Raw genomic sequence first — 19512 nt, 5'->3', positions numbered from 1 at the left:
CCGGCCGGGCGAGGCACCGCTGCCCCTAGATCAGCCCGCGTCGCATCGCATAGCCCACCGCGTGTGCCCGGTTGCGCAGGCCGAGGCGGGTGATGATCTCGTGCAGCACGTTCTTGACGGTGCGTTCCGAGTACGACGTCTTGGTGGCGATCTCGCTGGTGTCGAAGCCCTCGGCTACCAGCCGCAGCATCTCCGTCTCCCGGGCCGTCAGCGTCGAGAGGGTCAGGCCCCGCCCGTCGAGCATGGTGCGCTGGAGCATCCCGATCCGGTCGAGCAGCTCGCCCAACAGGTCCCCCGGCATCACCCCCTCGCCGTTGGCCAGGGCGGTGATCAGGTGCACCAGCCGGTCCTGGTCGGCCTCCGAGCGGCGCAGCACGGCGGCGACCCCGCACTCGACGATGGTCTGCAGCCCGCCGGCCTCGAAGTGCCCCACCACCAGGCCCAGCCGGCCCGAGGTGGCGAGCCTCAGCCGGCGCAGGTGCTCGGTCACCGTCTCGGTCAGCGCGTCGACCACCAGCAGGGAGACCTCCGCCCGTCCGGCCTCGCTCTCGCTCAGCAGCTCCACCTCGGGCCGCTGGCGCAGTTGCTGGACCACGCCGGTCTGCAGGATGAGGTCCTCCGCGTACACCGCCACCCGCACCTGGCCCCGCCTGCCGCGCAGCTGCTCGGGGACGCGCGGCCCGGCAGCACTGCCGGGCCGCGGCGCCACCCGGGCCCGGCGGTTGGTGACGGCTTCCTCACGGGTTGTATCGGTCGACGTCATCGAACTACTCCATTCTCTGGTCCTGCGAGGGTGACGGCCGGCTGCCGCGAGGCGGGGCCGGCCGGGGGGAATGTGGGGGCGGGTCATGCGGAGTCGGGCCAGGCTCGCGACCGCGCCGGGCGGGGTCTCCGTTCGGTCCGTTCGGGCAAGGGGTGTGCCCCTAGCTTGCCCGTACGGCCCTCTCCCTCGGCGTCGAACGGCCCTACCGTCACGCTATGACCACATCCGCCGAACTCGGCCTGCCAGCACTGACGGTGGCCCCCGGTGGCGTGGCCACCACGACCCTGACGGTACGCAACGATCTTGACATCGTTGAGGCTTACACGTTCGAGGTGGTCGGCGACTGTGCCGCGTGGACGACGGTCGAGCCGGCCCGGGTCTCGCTCTTCCCGGGGACCTCCGAGACGGTGACGGTCCGGCTGGCTCCGCCGCGCTCCACCGCCACCCGGGCCGGCGAGTTCCCGCTCGGCATCCGGGTGCTGCCGGTCGAGCGCCCCGATCTGGTGACGGTCCCCGAGACCACGGTCACCGTGACGCCGTTCCACGAACTGCGGGCCGCGCTCGCACCGCGCCGTCGCCGCGGCTGGCTGCGCGGACGCTACCGGGCCTCGGTGCGCAACCTCGGGAACGCTCCCACCGGTGTGACGTTCTCTCCCGGGCAGGCGGGCGAGGAGCTGCGGTTCCGGGTCACCCCGGAGAAGCTGCGGCTGGAGCCCGGCGAGTCCGCGGAGGTGCGGGTGCAGGCGCGCACCCGCAAGCTGATCTGGTTCGGCAAACCGGCGACCTGGCCGTTCGAGGTGACGGTGGGCCCGGAGGAGCGGGCGGACGGCAAGGACGGAAAGAACGGCGACAGGGGGACGGAAGGCAAGCCCGAGACCGCTCCGGAGGCCGCACCGGCACCTGACCAGAAGCCCGTCCTGGAAGGCGAGTTCCTCCAGCTGCCGATCTTCCCCAAGTGGCTGCTCGCGCTCCTGGCGGCGCTGATCGCGCTGCTGCTGGCCTGGTTCGCCCTGGTCCGCCCGGCGGTGCGCAGCTCCGCGAAGCAGGCCGCCGAGCAGGCCGTCGCCCAGCAGAACGCCACCCCGACGCCGCCCGCCGGTGCTCCGGTCGGCGACGCGTCGGGCGCCCCCTCCAACGGGAACACGCCCGGCGGCCAGACCAAGCCGGGCGCCGGGAAGCCGGGCACCGGCCCGGGCAGTCAGGGCGGCCCCGGCGCAGGCCCGGCGGTGCCGGGGACCGGACAGCAGTTCTCCGAAACGATCGACGTGCAGACCGCGAACGGCGCCGCCGGGACGGGCAGTTACCCGGTGCCGCACGGCAAGGTCCTCGACATCACCGACATCGTGGTCGCCAACTTCCAGGGCGACCAGGGCGTGGTGACCATCACGGCCGGCAACAAGACGATCACCACCATCGCCTTGGAGACCTTCCGCAACCAGGACTACCACTGGGTGACTCCCATCCAGGTCCCCGAGGACCAGGCCGTGACGGCGAACGTGACCTGTGAGGCGCCGGGCACCCCGGCCTCGGGCAAGCAGGCGGCCGCGTGCCACGAACTCCTCAACATCAGCGGGACACTGAGCGACATCCGGCCGGGGAACTGAACGTTTCCGGGCCGTTCGTCTCCGGATTCCCCCTCCTCCCGCATGTCCCCTCACATCTCGTGATCATGTCAACACCCGACGGACACTGTTGCATCGTGCACCCGAACGGACCAAGCCGACCCGCCCGCAACACGCCGCGCTCTGCCCTCCCGGGGCAACCCGCCTGGCACTCCGGGGCAACCCGTCCGCCCCTACGGGCGAAGCGGTTGCCCGGGAACGCCGAACGCCGGCCCCGCCCGTTCAAGGGCGAGGCCGGCGTTCGGCGTTCGGGAGCACCGGCGGCGCACCGCGCCGGGTCACCGAAGACCGCAGGCGTTACATTGAGCGGAGAGGGACGTCGCTCCCGAACGGGGTGGCTGATGAGCTCGATCACCGACTGGCTGAGCGGCCTGTCCGGCCCGGTCGTGTACGCGGTCGTCGGGGCCCTCGTGTTCGCCGAGGACGCCCTCTTCTTCGGCTTCGTCATCCCCGGCGAGACCGCCGCCGTCCTCGGCGGGTTCCTCGCCCACCAGGGCAAGGTCTCCATCGGCTGGCTCGTCCTGGTCGTGGTCTGCGCCGCCGTTCTCGGCGACTCCACCGGATTCGAGATCGGCCGCCGGATCGGCCCGAAGATCCTCGACACCCGCCCCATGCGGCGCCATGCGAACCGGATCGACCAGGCCCAGGACCTGATCCGACGACGTGGGCCGGCCGCCGTCTTCTTCGGCCGGTTCGTCGCCTTCTTCCGCGCCATGATGCCCGCCCTGGCCGGCGCCTCCCGCATGCCGTACCCCCGCTTCCTGCTGTTCAACGCGCTCGGCGGCCTCATCTGGGGCGCCGGGTTCACCCTCCTCGGCTACTTCGCCGGAGCCGCCTACACCCAGGTCGAGGGCGCCGTCGGCCGTGCCCTCGCCCTCCTGATCGCCGCGTTCGTCGTCATCACCCTGCTCGTCTGGCGCCTGCGCCGACGCAGGTCCGAGACCCGTACCCCGACCCGGGACGACCATGACCACCAGGATGACCAGAACGACCGGGACGAGAAGCCCTGACGCCGCGCCGCCGGAAGCGGGACCCCGCCGCCGTTTCCCGGATGCTCGGAGCCCGCGGTTCTCGGGCAACCGCCGGGCGCCGACGGTCACCGGTTCGGGTGAAGGTGGGCGCACGGCGCCGAGTATCCGGCCGTCCGCGCACGGCATGCCGGTAAGGAGAAGGTTCGGCAATCCGCCACGCGGCCGGCTCCGACGACCGGGTGCGGACCGTCCGCGCACCCGACGGCACCACCTGTGAGGCCCCGCCCGTGACCGTATCGATCGCCCTGTTCACCCAGGACCTGCGGCTGCACGACAACCCCGTGCTGCACGCCGCCAGGGCCGCGGCCGACCAGGTCGTCCCGCTGTTCGTCCTGGACCCCGCCGTCGAGGGCGCCGGGTTCGCCGCGCCCAACCGGCAGGCGTTCCTGGCCGACTGCCTCGCCGACCTGGACGCCGCACTGCGCCGGACCGGCTCCCGGCTGATCGTGCGCCGCGGCGAGCCCGCCGAGCAGACGGCCCGGCTCGCCGTCCAGGCCGGTGCCGCCACCGTCCACGTCGCCGCGGGCGTCAGCGCCTTCGCGCACCGGCGGGAGTCGCGGCTGCGCAAGCAGTTCGGCGACCGCCTGCACGTCCACGACGCCTCGCTGACCGTGGTCCCGGCGGGCCGGATCACCCCGGCCGGCCGGGACCACTACGCGGTCTTCACCCCGTACCACCGCGCCTGGCAGCTGGCGCCCCGCCGTACGGTGCTGGGCGCACCCCGGGTGATCGACACCCCGAGCGGCCTCGGCAGCGAGAACCTGCTCCACACCGGGCCGCTCTCCCCCGCCCTGCCACCCGGGGGCGAGAGCGCCGCCCGCGAGCGGTGGCGGCGCTGGGACGTCGACGCGTACGCGCGGGTGCACGACGACCTCGCCGCCGACGCCACCTCCCGGCTCTCCCCGTACCTGCACTTCGGCTGCCTGTCCCCCACCGAACTCGTCGAGCGCGCCCTGCGGCACGGCGGTGAGGGGGCGCAGGCCTTCGTCCGGCAGCTCGCCTGGCGCGACTTCCACCACCAGGTCCTCGCCGCCCGCCCGGACGCCGCGCACCGCGACTACCGGGCCAGGGACGACCACTGGCACCGGGACGAGCGCGAGGCCGAGGCCTGGCGGCAGGGCCGCACCGGCTACCCGATCGTCGACGCCGGGATGCGTCAGCTCGCCGAGGAGGGCTGGATGCACAACCGGGCCCGTCTGGTGACGGCGGGCTTCCTCGCGAAGAACCTGTACCAGGACTGGCGGATCGGCGCCGCCCACTTCCTGTCGCTGCTGGTGGACGGGGACCTGGCCAACAACCAGCTCAACTGGCAGTGGGTCGCGGGCACCGGCACCGACACCCGCCCCAACCGGGTGCTCAACCCGCTGCGCCAGGCCGACCGGTACGACCCGGACGGGGCGTACGTGCGCCGCTGGGTGCCCGAACTCGCCCACCTGCCCGGGCCCGCCGTGCACCGCCCCTGGCAGCTCGCCCCCGACTACCCGGCCCCGCTCATCGCCCCGGACGCCCTCACGGACCGGTTCCGCCGCGCCCGCGGCAATCCCGTCGACTCCGTGCGGTGACACTGCGTGAGCCCGTCGGGCGGCTGACGTCCGGTTGACAGGGCTCTCGACGAGGAAGCTACGTTGAGTGTCGAACCCGTCGCATCCTGTGATCGCCCCTGCCTGCAACCGAGGAGCCCCAGCGTGACCACGACCCCCACCCGCCCCACTGCCGTACCGTCCATCGAGCAGCTGCCCCAGCCGAAGCTGCGTACGAACACCGACATCCAGGGCAACATCCTGGCGGCGTTCAACAAGGACTTCACGGACTTCCGCTACCTGCACTTCCCGGACGCCGCCAAGGGCCGCGGCTGGCTCTCCGCGATCCTCAACACCGTCGCGACGACCAGCGAGACCGAGGACTTCAACGAGCAGTTCTCGCTGGCCCGCCGGGCCTTCGGCCGCGACCCCGCCATCACGGCCGTCCGCTGCGGGGTCTCGCTCACCTTCGAGGGCCTGGTGACGGTCGCCAACAAGCCCGATCAGGTCAAGAAGGACCTCAGCACCTTCAAGTCGTTCTCCGCGGGCGCGGCCGCGCGGGCCACGGACCTCGGGGACACCGACGAGAGCGACCCCGAGCACTGGCTGTTCGGCACCGGGACCGGCGACAAGGTCGTGCACGCGGTCCTCATCGTCGCCGCGGACACCGAGGAACTGCTGAAGGAGAAGCTGAAGAACCTCGACGCGGTCGAGAACGCGCACCAGATCACACGCGTCCACGTGGACCAGGGCCGCACCCTGTCGGGCCCGCTGAAGGGACACGAGCACTTCGGCTACAAGGACGGCATCTCCCAGCCCGGCGTGAAGGACTTCCACCGGGAGAACCCGGAGAAGCAGGGTTTCCGCGACAACCACGCCGGAACCGAGCTGATCGAACCCGGCGAGTTCGTCTTCGGCCACAAGAGCGAGCAGGGCGACCGGAAGGCGCCCGAGTGGATGAAGAACGGTTCGCTCCAGGTGGTGCGCCGGCTGCGCCAGGACGTTGCGGGCTGGAACAAGGCCGTGGTGGACGGCGTCACGCAGTTCACCGGGACCATGGACGCCCCCCGGCTCGGCGCCTGCCTGGTCGGCCGCGCGAAGGACGGCACACCGCTCGCCCCGCCGGTCGGCGCCGTGACCGGTCTCGGCTCCGACCGCAACGACTTCGACTACGAGAACGACCCCATCGGCCAGCACACCCCCTGGATCGCCCACATCCGCCGCACCCACCCGCGCGCCTTCGCCGGCATCGTCGGCAACAAGCCGAAGAGCCACCGCCTGATGCGCCGGGGCATCCCGTACGGCCCGGAGTTCAAGGGCGGTGCGGACGACGGCAAGGACCGCGGGCTGATGTTCGTCTGTTACGGCACCTCGCTGGAGCAACAGTTCGAGCTGGTCCAGCAGCACTGGTCCAACTCCGACACGTTCACCCCGGGCAAGGGCGAGCCCGGCCAGGTGGTCGCCAACGGCTTCGACAAGGTCATCGGCCTCGCCGGCAAGGCCGCGATCGAGCTCGCGGACGGTACCCACGGCACGGTCGACATGAAGCGCTTCGTCCGCACCACGGGCGCGCTCTACGCCTTCACCCCCTCGATCAGCACGCTGCGACTGCTCGCCGAGGGCAAGGACCTCCCCAACAAGTCAATCGGCTCCTGAGCGGCGAGGAGAAGAAGCGATGAGCGAGAACCCCGTCATCGAGGGCACCGCCGGTGACCGCGCCCACTGGCAGACCTGTCGGCAGCTGGCGCGCGAGCTGCTGCTGGTCGGTCCGGACGACAAGGACCTGAAGCTGCGCTACCTCGACGTCCTGATCAAGGACGGCATCCCGGAGACGAACGAGCCCAAGGACGTGCTGATCGTCGGCGCGGGCATCGCGGGCCTGGTCGCCGGGAAGCTGCTCAAGGACGCCGGACACAACGTCACCATCCTGGAGGCCAACGCCAGCCGGGTGGGCGGGCGGATCAAGACCTTCCGTTCCACCGACGACGAGGTCGACGGACCGTTCTACGACCCGGAGCAGTACGCGGAAGCCGGGGCCATGCGGCTGCCCAGCTTCCACCCGCTCACCCTCGCGCTGGTCGACAGCCTCGGCCTGCGCCGACAGCTGTTCTTCAACGTCGACGTCGATCCTGACACCGGCAACCAGAACGCGCCCGTCCCACCGGTGGTCTACGAGTCCTTCGAGCCCGGCAAGGTCTGGAAGCACGGCGCGGACAGCCCGGAGTTCCGCGAACCGGTCAAGCGCTTCAACTCCTGGATCCGCACCAACCGGATCCAGGCCCGCCGCGGGGAGTACGCCGCCGACCCGAGCTGCGTCAACGAAGGCTTCCACCTCACCGGGGACGAGGTGCGGATCACTGTCGCCGATCTGGTCAACCAGGCTCTGGAGCCGATCCGCGACTACTACTCGGTGATCAGGGACGGCAAGCGGGTGAACAAGCCGTTCGCCGAGTGGCTGGACGGCTGGGCCCGGGTGATCCGCGACTTCGACGGCTACTCGATGGGCCGCTTCCTGCGCGAGTACGCGGGCTTCAGCGACGAGGCCATCGAGGCGATCGGCACGATCGAGAACATGACCTCGCGGCTGCACCTGGCCTTCTTCCACACCTTCCTGGGCCGCAGCGACATCAACCCGAACGCCACCTACTGGGAGATCGCGGGCGGCAGCTGGAAGCTGCCCGACGCGCTTGCCGAGGAGCTCCGGGAGGAGCTGCGGATGGGCGAGCGGATGATCCGCATGGAGTACTGGGATCCGCACCGGGACGGCGGGGGAGGCCGCAACGTCGGCCCGAACGGGCCGCAGGTCGCCGTTCTGACCGTCCCCGAGGACGACCCGGAGGCCGAACCCGGAGTCTGGAAGGGCGACTTCGCGATCGTCACGGTCCCCTTCTCCGCCATGCGGTTCGTCCAGGTGACGCCCCCGTTCTCGTACAAGAAGCGCCGGGCGATCATCGAGACCCACTACGACCAGGCCACCAAGGTGCTGCTGGAGTTCTCCCGCCGCTGGTGGGAGTTCACCGAGGCGGACTGGAAGGTGGAACTCGAATCCATCGCACCCGGCCTGTACGAGTACTACCAGCGGGCCGGCGAGGAGGACGCCGAGGCGGCCGTGGCCGCCGCCCACAACGGCCACCGGCCGCCGCGCAACCTGCCGGAGATGCTGCTCGGCGCGCACGCGAGCGTGGACGAGCGACGGATCAGCCAGGCCCAGCGGGAGGTCTACCAGCACACCGCACTGCTGCAGGCGAGCGTGCGCCCCGCCGCCAACTGCTTCGGCGGCGGTTCGACCACCGACAACCCGAACCGCTTCATGTACTACCCCTCGCACCCGGTGCCGGACGGCGACGGCGGCGGCGTGGTGCTGGCCAGCTACAGCTGGTCGGACGACGCGGTGCGCTGGGACTCCATGGAGGACTACGAGCGGTACGTCTACGCGCTGCGCAACCTCCAGTCGGTGCACGGCCGGCGGATCGAGGTGTTCTACACCGGCTACGGGAAGACCCAGAGCTGGCTGCGCGACCCGTACGCCTTCGGTGAGGCGGCGGTGTACACCCCACACCAGATGACCAGCTTCCACCTCGACGCGGTCAAGCCGGAGGGCCCGGTGCACTTCGCCGGCGAGCACGTCTCGCTCAAGCACGCCTGGATCGAGGGCGCGGTGGAGACCGCGGTCCGGGCGGCCATCGCCGTCCACGAGGCGCCCCCGCCGCCGCCTCCGGCTCAACCGGAGATCCGGCCCGAGGTGCAGGCCCGCCGGGAGAGCCGCAAGGAGGCGCTGAGCCGATGAGCGGCAACGACGAGTGGACGGTGGCCCGCTACCTGGCCACCAGGCTTGAGCAGTTGGGGATCCGGCACCTGTTCGGGGTGCCGGGGGACTTCCTCGGCCCGTTCCTGACGATCATGCAGGCCACCACCAAGGTGCGCTGGATCGGCACTCCGACCGAGATGGGCGGCGGCTACGCCGCGGACGCCTACGCCCGGGTGCGGGCCGCCGACGCAGACCCGGCCAAGCGCGAACAGGGCGTCGGAGCCGTTGCGGTGACGTACGGGGTGGGCGCGTTCAGCCTGCTCAACACCGTCGGCGGCGCGTACGTCGAGGACGTGCCGCTGATCGCGATCAACGCGGCGCCGTCCTACGAGCAATGGCTCAACTTCCAGGCGGTCGGCCTGCTCACCTCGCACATGAGCCCGCGCCGGGAGAGCAACCTGGACGTCTACCGGCAGGTCACGGTGGACGCACAGGTGCTCTCCAACCCGGGACTCGCGCCCTCGCAGATCGACAGCGCGATCACCGCGTGCCTGACCGAGCGCAAGCCGGTCTACCTGGAGGTCATGGAGGACCTCTGGCACGCACCCTGCGAGCCTCCGAAGGGTGAACTCCGCGCTCACGAGCGGCCGTTCACCAAGCGGAACAAGGACATGCTGGAGAAGGCCGTCACGGCGGCGGTGGAGCTGATCAGGAAATTCGGCACACCGATCGTCTGGGCCGGCGAGGAACTGGTCCGCCGGCGGCTGGAGAACGAGCTGCTGGAGTTCGTGCAGTCCACCCGGATGCAGTTCTGCACCACGGTCGGCGCGAAGTCCGTGGTGTCCGAACGGCACCCGCTGTTCGCCGGCGTCTACAACGGCAAGGCGAGCCTGCCGGAGATCCGGAAGGCCTTCAAGAACGCGGGGTGCCGGATCGGCCTGGGGACCTGGTCCACGTCCAAGAACCTCGGCGGCGAGCAGTCCATCGGCGACGACTGGATCGTGGCGGCACGCGACGGGGTCAGCGTCGGCGCCACGTACTTCCCCGAAGTGCAGCTCGGCCGGTTCGTCACCGCGTTGAGCAGTGCCCTGGCGGGAGAGACCTTCGCGGCCGACCACTTCGCGCTGGCGCACGCGGCGGGCCTGGACGTCCCGGCCAGCACGGCCGACTTCCTGGAGTCGCTGAGCACCGACCGGTACCCGCCGGAGCTGACCTACGACAGCTTCTTCCAGCACATCAACTTCTTCCTGGAGCACCAGGCCACCGGCGGGGATCCGCAGGCCGCCTCGCCGTTCACGGTGGTCTCGGACGCGGCGTTCGCGCTGCTCGGCTCGATGAACCTGCGGATCACCGAGCGGGCCGGCTTCCTGGCGCAGAACAGCTGGCTGTCCATCGGCTACTCCGTCGGCGCGGCCACCGGCGTGGCACTGGGCCGGCAGCAGCCGATGAAGCGCCCGCTGGTGTTCGTCGGGGACGGCTCGTTCCAGGAGATCTGCCAGGAGCTGTCCACCCAGGTACGTCACCACCTGCGGCCGGTGGTCTTCGTCCTGGACAACGAGGGCTTCTACGGCATCGAGCAGATGCTGGTCAGCCCCTGCTACTACAAGGAGAGGCCGTCCGACGGGGCCGACTTCTACAACGTGCTGCACCCGTGGCGCTACGAGAAGCTGGCCGAGGTCTTCGGCACGGACAAGGACCGGATGCACGGGTACGAGCTCACCACCCACGCCGAGCTCGACTCGCTCCTGCTGGACATCGCCGATCCCGGCAACGACATCAACCACGCGCCGATCCTGGCCCGCGTCCGGCTCAGCCGGCACGACTACCCGAAGGCGCTCCAGTACAAGATCGACGAGAACTGCAAGTAGCCGCCCCGAGCCCACCGGCCCCCGTCCCCCGACGAGGGCCGGTGCGTGCTGGACGGCGAGGGTGCCGCTCCGCACGTCGACCGCATCCGAACCCCGTCCTCAGCCGCGCAGGTCGAAGACCAGTCGGGCGGAGACCTTGCCGCTCAGGACCTCGTCGAAGCAGGCGTTCACGTCCTCGAGTCGGCGGGTCTCGCGGATCACCCGGGTGCGGCCGAGGGCGTGCAGGCGGAAGACCTCGGCAAGGTCCTCGCGGGTGCCGACGATCGAGCCGATCACCTTGGTGCCGTTCAGCACCGTCTCGAAGACGGGTAGTTCGAGCTTGCCGCCGGCCGGGAGGGCGACCAGGACGAGGGTGCCGCCGCGGCGCAGGGCGCCGTAGGCGGCCTGGAAGGAGGCGTTGCTGACGGCGAGGGCGATCGCGGCGTGGGCTCCGCCGAGGGCCTGGACCTCGGCGGCGACGTCCTGGGTGCGGGCGTCGATCACGTGGTCGGCGCCGAGGTCGCGGGCGAGGGCGAGCTTGTCGTCGGTGACGTCGACGGCGATGGTCTCGGCGCCGCAGATCCGGGCGTACTGGAGCGCGAGGTGACCGAGGCCGCCGATGCCGGAGATCAGGACCCGGGTGCCGGGGCGGGCGCCGGAGACCTTGAGGGCCTTGTAGGTGGTGACGCCCGCGCAGGACAGCGGTGCGGCGTCCATCGGGTCGATGCCTTCGGGGACGGGGACGACGTAGTCGCCGTGCGCGAGCGCGTACTGGGCGTAGGCGCCGTCCACCGAGTAGCCGCTGTTGTGCTGCTGGAGGCAGAGCGTCTCCCAGCCGGAGACGCACTGGTCGCAGCGCCCGCAGGCGTCCGCGAGCCAGGGGATGGCGACCCGCTCGCCCACCCGGACGTGCCGGACCAGGTCACCGGCCGCCTCGACGATGCCGACGCCCTCGTGCCCGGGGACGAACGGCGGGTTCGGCTGGACCGGCCAGTCGCCGTGGGCCGCGTGGATGTCGGTGTGGCAGAGGCCGGAGGCCTCGATCCGGACCCGGACCTGGTGCGGCCCCGGCGTCGGGACTGGGCGCTCCTCGACGACCAGCGGTGCGGCGAAGTCGTGGACGACGGCGGCCTTCATGGTGGTCCTGCCCTTCTGGCGGTGACGAAGGCGGTTCCGGTGTCCACCGGTACCGCGTTGTCTTCATCCCACCGCGTCGGCCCGGCGTCCGCTGGGGCCGGGAGGTACATCCGTTCAAGGACGAAGGTCCCCGTTCGCCGTGGTCAGCCGGTCTGCGGGGCAGCCGCCCGGCCCCGAGGTGCGTGTTCCCGTCAGGGCGTCTGGACCGAGGCACCCAGCCGGTAGTCGTGTGCGGAGAACGCGGCTGCGACGGCGAAGCGGTCCGCACGGACGAGCGTCTGGCGCCATTCGATCAGGCGCCCGCCGGCGTCGTGGCCGAGCCGGTCGATCGCGAGCAGCGCGGTGGTCTCGGGGCAGTCGAGCAGGATGCGCTCCCCCCGGCCCGGGACGACGGCTCGGATGCGTTCCCAGCCGCCGCAGACGCGGCTGCCGCAGTGGCGTTCGAGTTCGTCGTAGAGCGAGGTGTGGGTGAAGTCGACGTCCAGCAGCGGGTGTGCCACGTCCGCGGGGAGCCAGATCCGGTCGACCGCGAGTGGTTCCTCGTCGGCCAGACGGATGCGTTCGAGGTAGACGAGCGGTGTGGACTCCTCGAGTCCCAGCCGGGCGGCGATGACGCCGTCGGCGCGCCGGTCGAGCGCGCGCACGACGCTGCGCTGGACGGCGCCGACCTCCTCGACGGCACGGAAGAGGCTGTACGCCTCGCCGACGTCCTGCTCCAGTGGGCGGCTCGCGGTGAACCTGGAGGCCTTGCCGCGCTGCGCGGTGACGAGGCCTTCCTCGCGGAGCTTCCGGAGGGCCTCGCGGACCGTGTGCCGGCTGACCTGGTATTCCGCGACGAGGTCGTGCTCGCCGGGGAAGACGTCGCGGAACTCGCCCTCGTCGAGCCGGCGCAGCAGGTCGGCGCGCAGCTGCGCCCAGAGCGGATTGCCCGCGGATCGGGTGAGGGGCCTGGGGCCGGGCTCGGAGGTCACGGCGCCGTCCTGGGGGTCAGGGGTCGGATGGGTGGTGCGGGACACGGAGTGAATGTTCGTACCTTTGGGGGGACAGCACAAAATCGGCGCCCGCCGGTCGAGGCGGGCGCCGATGGGGGGCGACCGCTGCCCGGGCGGGGTGTCCCGGGCAGCGGGTGCGGGAGCCGTCAGGCGAGGACGCCGATCAGCATGAAGGCGGCCACCGCGAACAGGACGACGGCGAAGGCCCGCTGCAGTGCGGCGCCGGAGAGCTTGCCCGCCAGCCGCTTGCCGTCCCACGCACCGAGGACGGCGGCGCCCACGAACGGCCCGAAGATCGCCGGGTCGAGGGATATGCCCGTCACCGTCAGGCGGGTGGCGAGGGAGACGACCGAGTTGACGAGGATGACCACCAGGCTGGTGCCGACGGCCTTGCGCATCGGCAGCCGGAGCACGGACACCAGCGCGGGCACCGCGAGGAAGCCGCCGCCGACTCCCAGCAGCCCGGTCACCGCCCCCAGGCCGGCTCCGGCCGCGACCGTGCCCAGGGGGCCGGTCCCGCCGGCCGGCTTCGCGGGCGGACCGAGGGCGGCGCCGCCGTCCTCGGTCGGCGCGCGCTGCGCGGTTCGGGTGCCGCGCAGCATCGCCGCGGCAGCCAGTGCGGCCAGGACGGCGAACGCGGAGGTCAGCACCGACTGCGGGATGCGGTGGGCGAGCGCGGACGTCCCGATGGCGGGGAGCACGCCCGCCGCGGCGAACAGCGAGCCGGTCCGCCAGCTGATGTTGCCGGTGCCGGCGTGGCGGACGAGCGCGGTGACCGAGGTGGCGGTGACGATGACCAGGCTGGTGGTCCCGGCCTCGGAGGGTGCGACGCCCAGCAGGTACACCAGGGCCGGGACCGCGAGCACTCCCCCGCCGCCGCCCAGCGCGCCGAGGGCCACGCCGACCACGGCTCCGCAAAGCAGAGCGGTGATCAGGACGCTCACGCCGTGACGCCGTCCGGGGTCTGGTCGGCGGGGTGCGCGACCTCGCCGTGCCATGCGGCGAAGCCGCCGCGCAGGTCGATGGCCTCGAAGCCGCGGGCGCGCAGCACGGACGCGGCCACCGAGGAGCGGTTGCCGCCCGCGCAGATCACGGTCAGCGGCTGCTCGGTCGGCAGTTCGCTCAGGCGGGCGAGCAGTTCGGGCAGCGGGATGAGCCGGGCACCGGGGATGGTGCCCTTGTCCCGGACCTCGCCCGGGCCACGCACGTCCAGCAACTCGAAGTCGCGTGCGGTCTGGGCGAGTTGGTCGGCCAGAGCATCGGCATCCACCCGCGCGGTGGCGGTCAGGTGCGCAGCGCCGACAGCATCCACCGGGGCGGCCAGTGCACCCAGGACGCGGTCGAAGCCGATCCGGGCCAGGCGGGTTCGGGCCTCGGTCGCGGTGTCCGGGTCGCCGCACAGGACGATCGTGTCCTGGGCGTCGAGGACCTGGCCGGCGAGTTCGGCGAACCGTCCACCGAGGGGGATGTTGACCGCGCCGTGCAGGTGGGCGGCGGCGAAGGCCTCCGGATCCCGGGTGTCCAGCACGGTGGCGCCGCCCGCCCGGGCCTGGAGGAACGCCTCCGGGGTGAGCGGGGAGACCGGGGTGTCCTCGTCCAGGACCGGACGGGCCTGGCGGTTGCGCACCGACGTGAACGCGAAGTAGGCGGGCGCCGCGGGTTGACCGTCGGTCACGACGGAGACGAACTCGTCCTCGGTCATGTCGGCCAGGGCGTAGTTGCCGCGACGCTGGTTTCCGATCGTGCAACTCAGCTCGGTGGAGAGGTTCTTGCCGCAGGCCGAGCCGGCTCCGTGCGCCGGGTAGACGCGCGTGTCGTCGGGGAGGGCGAGCAGGGCGCGGGTGGAGTGGTACAGGGAGCGGGCCATCTCCTCGGCGGACCGGCCTCGCGAGCTGAGCAGGTCGGGGCGACCGACGTCGCCGATGAACAGCGTGTCGCCGGTGAGCACGCCGAACGGGACGGCGTCCCCGGCCTGTTCGCGCACGACGACGCAGATCGACTCCGGAGTGTGGCCCGGGGTGTGCAGGACCTCCAGGTCGACCTCGCCGAGGCTGAGGTGCTCGCCGTCGTCCAGGGGGTCGGTGTCGAAGTCGAGCGTGGCGGCGGAGCCGTAGGAGATGCGCGCGCCGGTGCGCTCGGCCAGCTCCAGGTGGCCGGAGAGGAAGTCCGCGTGGATGTGGGTCTCGATGACCCGCTCGATGGTCAGACCGTGCTGTTCCGCGGTGGTGATGTAGTCGTGGACGTCGCGCTGGGGGTCGACCACGACGGCCCGGCCGGTGGTGCGGTCACCGACGAGGTACGAGGCGTGGGAGAGGCAGTCGAGGTAGAACTGCACGAAGATCAGCGGTCCGGCGGGCTTCGTCATCGCAAGCTCCTGAGGATGGACGGTGATTGCGCCCCGTGGCCTTGGGGGCGGGGTGCGGGGTGGGATGTCGCACGGCCGCGCACCATGGGCGCGAGGCGGCGACGGTGAAGGGCCCGGGCGGTGGGCTGCGCGGGAAATCCGGGGTGCGACCCGAGGGGGGTCAGGCGAGCCCGCGGAGCATGAGGTTCCAGTAGAGGAACGGCAGACCGTGCCGCTTGAGGTACCACATGTCGGTGCGCTCGCGGATGGTGTTGATCACCGGGATCGACGGGGCGGGCCGACCGCTGTAGTCGAACTCGGCGAGCAGCATCTTGTTGCGGGCGGTGGTCAGCGGGCAGGAGGCGTAGCCGTGGTAGGCGGCCTCGGGTTCCCGGCCCTTGAGGGCGGCGAGGAGGTTCTCGACGAGCACGGGCGCCTGCTTGCGCACAGCGGCGCCGGTCTTGGAGTTCGGGGATGATCCGGCGTCACCGAGCGCCCACACGTTGGGGTAGCGGACGTGCCGCATGGTGTGCTTGTCGATCTCGACGTAGCCGGCCGGGTCGTCGGCACCGGCGAGCGGGCTGCGCTTGACCCAGTCCGGGGCGCTCTGCGGCGGCACCAGGTGAGCGACGTCGTACGGCAGGGTCGTCCTGCCCCCGGTCCCCAGATCGGTGACGACCACCTCGCGGGCCTCGGGCCGGACCTCGGTGACCTCGCTCCCGTAGTGGACCTTGATGCCGTACCGGCGCACCACGTCATCGAGCACGCGGGCGAACTCCGGGACGCCGAAGATGGCGGTGCCGGGGATCACCAGGTGGATGTCGATCCTGCCGAGCACGCCCTGCCGGCGCCAGTGGTCGGCGGCCAGGTAGGCGATCTTCTGCGGGGCGCCGCCACACTTGATGGCACCGGTCGGCATGCTGAACACCGCGCTGCCGGAGCGGGTCTCGCGGATGAAGCGCCAGGTCGCGGGGGCGTGCTGCGGCAGGTAGTTGCTGGACAGTCCGTCCTTGCCGAGCCCGGCCTCCAGGCCCGGCACCCGGTCCCAGTCCAGCTGGATGCCGGGGCAGACCACGAGGTGGTCGTAGGAGACGATGCCGCCGTCGTCGAGCGTCACTTCCCGGGCCTCGGGATCGACGGCGACCGCGGCGCGGCGGATCCACTGCACGCCCTTCGGCATGACGGACGCCTGCGGCCGGATGCTCTCCGCCAGCGGCGCCCGGCCGCCGCCGACGAGCGTCCACAACGGCTGGTAGTAGTGGCGATCGCTCGGATCGAGCACCGCGACGTCCCGCTCGCCGGCGCGGCGGAGCCGGGCCGCGACCGAGATCCCCGCGGTCCCGCCGCCGATGATCACGATCCGGTGATGCTTGGTTATCAAGGGGCCTCCCTGGCCAAATGTACGGACATTAATCTAGGCAGGGGCCACCCCGGCCGCAAACTATTGTCCGTACATTTGCCTCCGTGGCACGACGCCGGCGGGGCGCGCGAGCAGCGGACACAGATCACCGGCGCCGACGAAACCGTGATCGTTCACGAGACGGTGGCCTTCCTCGTCGAGCGCCGGCCCGTGATCGACATCCCGCCGATGATCGACCTCGACGACCTCGCGGACGCCTACGGCACCGGCTGCCTGAACGACCTCAGCCGGCGCCTCACCGCGCGGTAGGCCCCCGGGCGAATCGCAGGCAACGGCCGCCGGCCCGACGCGGGACACCGCCCGCGGTGCTCGCACCGGCGAACCGCGCCGTTCGCGCGTGGCGCCCCGCCGTCGCTCATCGGACGGACTGCTCGGCCCAGATGATCTTCCCCCGCGCGGTGTAGCGGGTGCCCCAGCGGTCGGTGAGCTGGGCGACCAGGAACAGGCCACGCCCGCCCTCGTCCTCCTCCGCCGCGTACCGCAGGTGCGGCGAGGTGCTGCTGCCGTCGGAGACCTCGCAGATCAGGCTGTGGTCGTAGAGCAGGCGCAGCCGGATCGGGGTGCGGCCGTAGCGGATGGCGTTGGTGACCAGCTCACTGAGGACCAGTTCGGTGGTGAACACCGCGTCGTCCAGACCCCAGCGGGTCAGCTGCGCCGCCGCGTCGGCCCGCACCTCCGCGACGACCGCGGGATCGGCCGGCAGGTCCCATTGGGCGATCCGGTCGGCGGCCAGCCTGCGGGTGCGGGCGACGAGCAGGACGACGTCGTCGCCGCTCCGGTCCGGCCGCAGCGCGTCCAGGACGGCCTCGCAGATCTCACGGGGCGTGCGGCCGGCCCCGGCGAGGGTCTCGGTCAGCGTGGAGAGCCGGTCCGGCGGGCCTTCCCCGCCGTCCTTGACCAGCCCGTCGGTGAACAGCACGAGCCTGCTGCCCTCGGGAAGCGTCAGCTCTGCGGTCCGGAACGGCAGACCGCCCAGCCCGAGCGGCGGCCCGGCGGGCAGTTCGGGGTACTCGACGGTGCCGCCCGGGTGGACGAGGACGGGCAGCGGGTGCCCGGCGCGGGCCAGGATGCAGGTGCCCCTGGTGGGGTCGTAGACCGCGTACAGGCAGGTGGCACCGGTGACCGGCGCTTCGCCGTCCGCCTCCTCGTCGATGAGGGTGACCAACTCGTCGAGATGGCCGAGGAGTTCGTCCGGCGACAGGTCGAGGGTCGAGAAGTTGCGGACGGCCGTGCGCAGCCGTCCCATCGTGGCGGCCGCGTGCAGGCCGTGGCCGACGACGTCGCCGACGACGAGCGCGACACGGGCGCCGGGCAGCGGGATGACGTCGTACCAGTCTCCGCCGACGCCGGTCCGCGCAGGCAGGTAGCGGGCGTCGACGTCGAGGGCGTCCTGTGCGGGGGTGGCGCTCGGCAGCAGGCTCCGTTGCAGGGCGACGGCGACGGCGTGTTCGCGGGTGAAGCGGCGGGCGTTGTCGATGCAGACGGCGGCGCGGGCAGCCAGCTCTCCGGCGAGTGACAGGTCGTCCTGGTCGAACGGCCCGCTCTCGTGCAGCCGCCACAGGTTCGCGATGCCGAGCAGCACGCCGCGGGCCTTCAACGGGACGGTGATCAGCGAGAGGAGGCCGTGTTCCAGGGTCTCCCGGGTACGCATCTGGGTTCGCCAGCCGACGTCGGCGGCCAGGTCGGGGACCAGGACGGGACGGCCGCTGACGAAGCCGACCGCGGGCGGGGTGGGGGCCGGGAAGCGGATCAGTTCGCCGGGGCGGTAGAGCGGGGAGTCGTCCGGGGCGCCGCTGCGCGCGACCCGGCGCAGCTCGACCGGCTCGCCCGGAGCGGGCAGCGGCGGTTCCTCCCCGCGCAGGACAGGGTCGACGAGGTCCACGGAGGCGTAGTCGGCGAAGCCGGCCGTGGCCAGCTCGGCGAGCTCCCGCGCCGTGGTGGTGACGTCGAGGGTGGTGCCGACGGCCGCGCCCGCCTCGTACAGCAGGCGCAGCCGGTCCTGCGCGATCTCGGCCCGGCCGGCCAGGGTGCGCAGTTCGGTGGAGTCCCGCAGGGTGGTGACGCTTCCGGCGCCGGCGAGGCGGACGTTCACGGCCAGCAGCCGCTGCCCGGCGGGGAGCATCCGGTCGCTGACGGCCCGGTGGGCGAGCAGGATCCCCGCCGTCCGGTCGTCGAGGCCGAGCTCGGTGACCGGACGGCCCTCGACGCCGGGTGGCAGGTCGAGCAGACGGCGTGCCTCGTCGTTGGCCAGCAGCAGCCGGCCGTCCTCGCCGACGATGACGACGCCCTCGCGGACGGCGTGCAGCACCGCGTCGTGGTGCTCGTACATCCTGGTCACCTCGGCCGGGCCGAGCCCGTGGGTCTGCCGTCGCAGCCGACGCACGGCGAACGCCGTACCCGCCACGGCCAGCGCGAGCGCGGCCACGCCGACCCCGATGATGACCGGCAGCTCCCGGCCGACCAGGCCGTCGGCACGGCTGAGGGGCAGGCCGGCGGACACCGCGCCGACGACCGCACCGCCCGCGTCCGCCACCGGGACGACCGCCTGCTCCTTCGGTCGGAGCGTCGCCGTCGGGTCGGGCTCCTGGAACGCGGCCACCAGGCCGGGGGCGTGCGCGAAGGCCTCGGCGGCGACAAGGGACCGGGCCCGCACCTCCTGCCACCGGCTGGTGCGGGCCTGTAGCACCAGCGCGACCACCGCCGCCGTGACCAGCAGGACGACGATCAGCACCTGCCCCAGGAACACCTGGCCGGCGACGCTGCCGATCGTCGCCCGAACACCGACGAGGCGGCCCGGCCGGCCGTCGCCGCGATCCCGATGGTGATTCAGGTTCTGTCGCATGCCCATGTCTTACCGCCCGGGCCCGCACCACCCCGCCCACCACACCGGCGCCCGTCCCGGCTCGACCCGGTCCGACCAGCACCGGTCGCCGGGCCCGTCGCTTCGCCTGTGGGGCCGTCACTTCGGCATCAGGGTGCCGACGGTGGCCCCCACGGAATCATCTCAGTTGCAGACGTCACTTTTCCGACTGATCCTTGGTCCACTCGGCGAACAGAGAGAGGCGAGACCGGCGACCCACTCCTTCGA

General features: G+C 72.1%; 14 protein-coding genes. 7 read left to right on the top strand and 7 right to left on the bottom strand.

Annotation, left to right across the window (positions count from 1 at the left end):
* Positions 1–25 precede the first annotated feature (25 nt).
* Positions 26–763 carry a LuxR C-terminal-related transcriptional regulator gene (locus tag AB0O11_RS10590; RefSeq protein ID WP_363383957.1) on the bottom strand — a complete coding sequence of 246 codons (738 nt, stop codon included), beginning with the start codon at positions 761–763 and terminating at the stop codon, positions 26–28.
* 215 nt (positions 764–978) lie between these two features.
* Between AB0O11_RS10590 and AB0O11_RS10585 the strand changes: the two genes are divergently transcribed.
* The 6 genes from AB0O11_RS10585 to AB0O11_RS10560 all read left to right on the top strand — a co-directional run bounded on the left by AB0O11_RS10585 (position 979) and on the right by AB0O11_RS10560 (position 10552).
* On the top strand, positions 979–2367 hold the full coding sequence (locus AB0O11_RS10585) for a hydrolytic protein (protein WP_363383955.1): 1389 nt from the start codon (positions 979–981) through the stop codon (positions 2365–2367).
* Between the two features lie 359 nt (positions 2368–2726).
* Complete coding sequence (locus AB0O11_RS10580) at positions 2727–3395, top strand: DedA family protein (protein WP_363383953.1); 669 nt, start codon at positions 2727–2729, stop codon at positions 3393–3395.
* Between the two features lie 248 nt (positions 3396–3643).
* The gene (locus tag AB0O11_RS10575; RefSeq protein ID WP_363383951.1) at positions 3644–4978 is read left to right on the top strand and encodes a deoxyribodipyrimidine photo-lyase; all 1335 of its coding nucleotides are present in this window, start codon (positions 3644–3646) and stop codon (positions 4976–4978) included.
* A gap of 123 nt (positions 4979–5101) precedes the next feature.
* Positions 5102–6592 (top strand): Dyp-type peroxidase, encoded by a 1491-nt coding sequence (locus tag AB0O11_RS10570; RefSeq protein ID WP_363383949.1) that lies wholly within the window; start codon positions 5102–5104, stop codon positions 6590–6592.
* A 19-nt stretch (positions 6593–6611) separates the two neighbouring features.
* Positions 6612–8723: an FAD-dependent oxidoreductase gene (locus tag AB0O11_RS10565; RefSeq protein ID WP_363383947.1), complete on the top strand. Its 2112-nt coding sequence runs from the start codon at positions 6612–6614 to the stop codon at positions 8721–8723.
* Positions 8720–10552: a thiamine pyrophosphate-binding protein gene (locus AB0O11_RS10560; RefSeq protein ID WP_363383945.1), complete on the top strand. Its 1833-nt coding sequence runs from the start codon at positions 8720–8722 to the stop codon at positions 10550–10552. Before AB0O11_RS10565 ends, AB0O11_RS10560 begins: the two co-directional genes overlap by 4 nt.
* Positions 10553–10651: 99 nt before the next feature.
* On the opposite strand, the gene adhP is transcribed toward AB0O11_RS10560, so the two are convergent.
* The 5 genes from adhP to AB0O11_RS10535 form a co-directional block, all read right to left on the bottom strand.
* Positions 10652–11668: an alcohol dehydrogenase AdhP gene (adhP, locus tag AB0O11_RS10555; protein WP_363383943.1), complete on the bottom strand. Its 1017-nt coding sequence runs from the start codon at positions 11666–11668 to the stop codon at positions 10652–10654.
* A 191-nt stretch (positions 11669–11859) separates the two neighbouring features.
* Complete coding sequence (locus tag AB0O11_RS10550; RefSeq protein WP_363383941.1) at positions 11860–12684, bottom strand: GntR family transcriptional regulator; 825 nt, start codon at positions 12682–12684, stop codon at positions 11860–11862.
* Between the two features lie 122 nt (positions 12685–12806).
* Positions 12807–13604, bottom strand: a complete 798-nt coding sequence (locus AB0O11_RS10545; protein WP_363383940.1) for a sulfite exporter TauE/SafE family protein — start codon at positions 13602–13604, stop codon at positions 12807–12809.
* Entirely contained in the window at positions 13601–15025 is a 1425-nt protein-coding gene (locus AB0O11_RS10540; RefSeq protein WP_363383939.1) for a rhodanese-like domain-containing protein, read from the bottom strand. The genes AB0O11_RS10545 and AB0O11_RS10540 overlap by 4 nt, the downstream gene beginning before the upstream one ends.
* A 160-nt stretch (positions 15026–15185) precedes the next feature.
* Positions 15186–16385, bottom strand: a complete 1200-nt coding sequence (locus AB0O11_RS10535; protein ID WP_363383937.1) for an FAD/NAD(P)-binding oxidoreductase — start codon at positions 16383–16385, stop codon at positions 15186–15188.
* 75 nt (positions 16386–16460) lie between these two features.
* Here AB0O11_RS10535 and AB0O11_RS10530 point away from each other — a divergent pair, with 75 nt between their 5' ends.
* Positions 16461–16673, top strand: a complete 213-nt coding sequence (locus AB0O11_RS10530) for a hypothetical protein (protein WP_363383936.1) — start codon at positions 16461–16463, stop codon at positions 16671–16673.
* 106 nt (positions 16674–16779) lie between these two features.
* Here the strand turns inward: AB0O11_RS10530 and AB0O11_RS10525 are convergent, their stop codons facing one another.
* Entirely contained in the window at positions 16780–19266 is a 2487-nt protein-coding gene (locus AB0O11_RS10525) for a SpoIIE family protein phosphatase (RefSeq protein WP_363383935.1), read from the bottom strand.
* Between the last annotated feature and the right edge of the window lie 246 nt (positions 19267–19512).

This window comes from Kitasatospora sp. NPDC093102, from assembly GCF_040683915.1.
Taxonomy (GTDB): domain Bacteria; phylum Actinomycetota; class Actinomycetes; order Streptomycetales; family Streptomycetaceae; genus Kitasatospora.
Note: the sequence above shows the minus strand (reverse complement) of the source record. Positions and strands in the feature narration are given on the sequence as shown.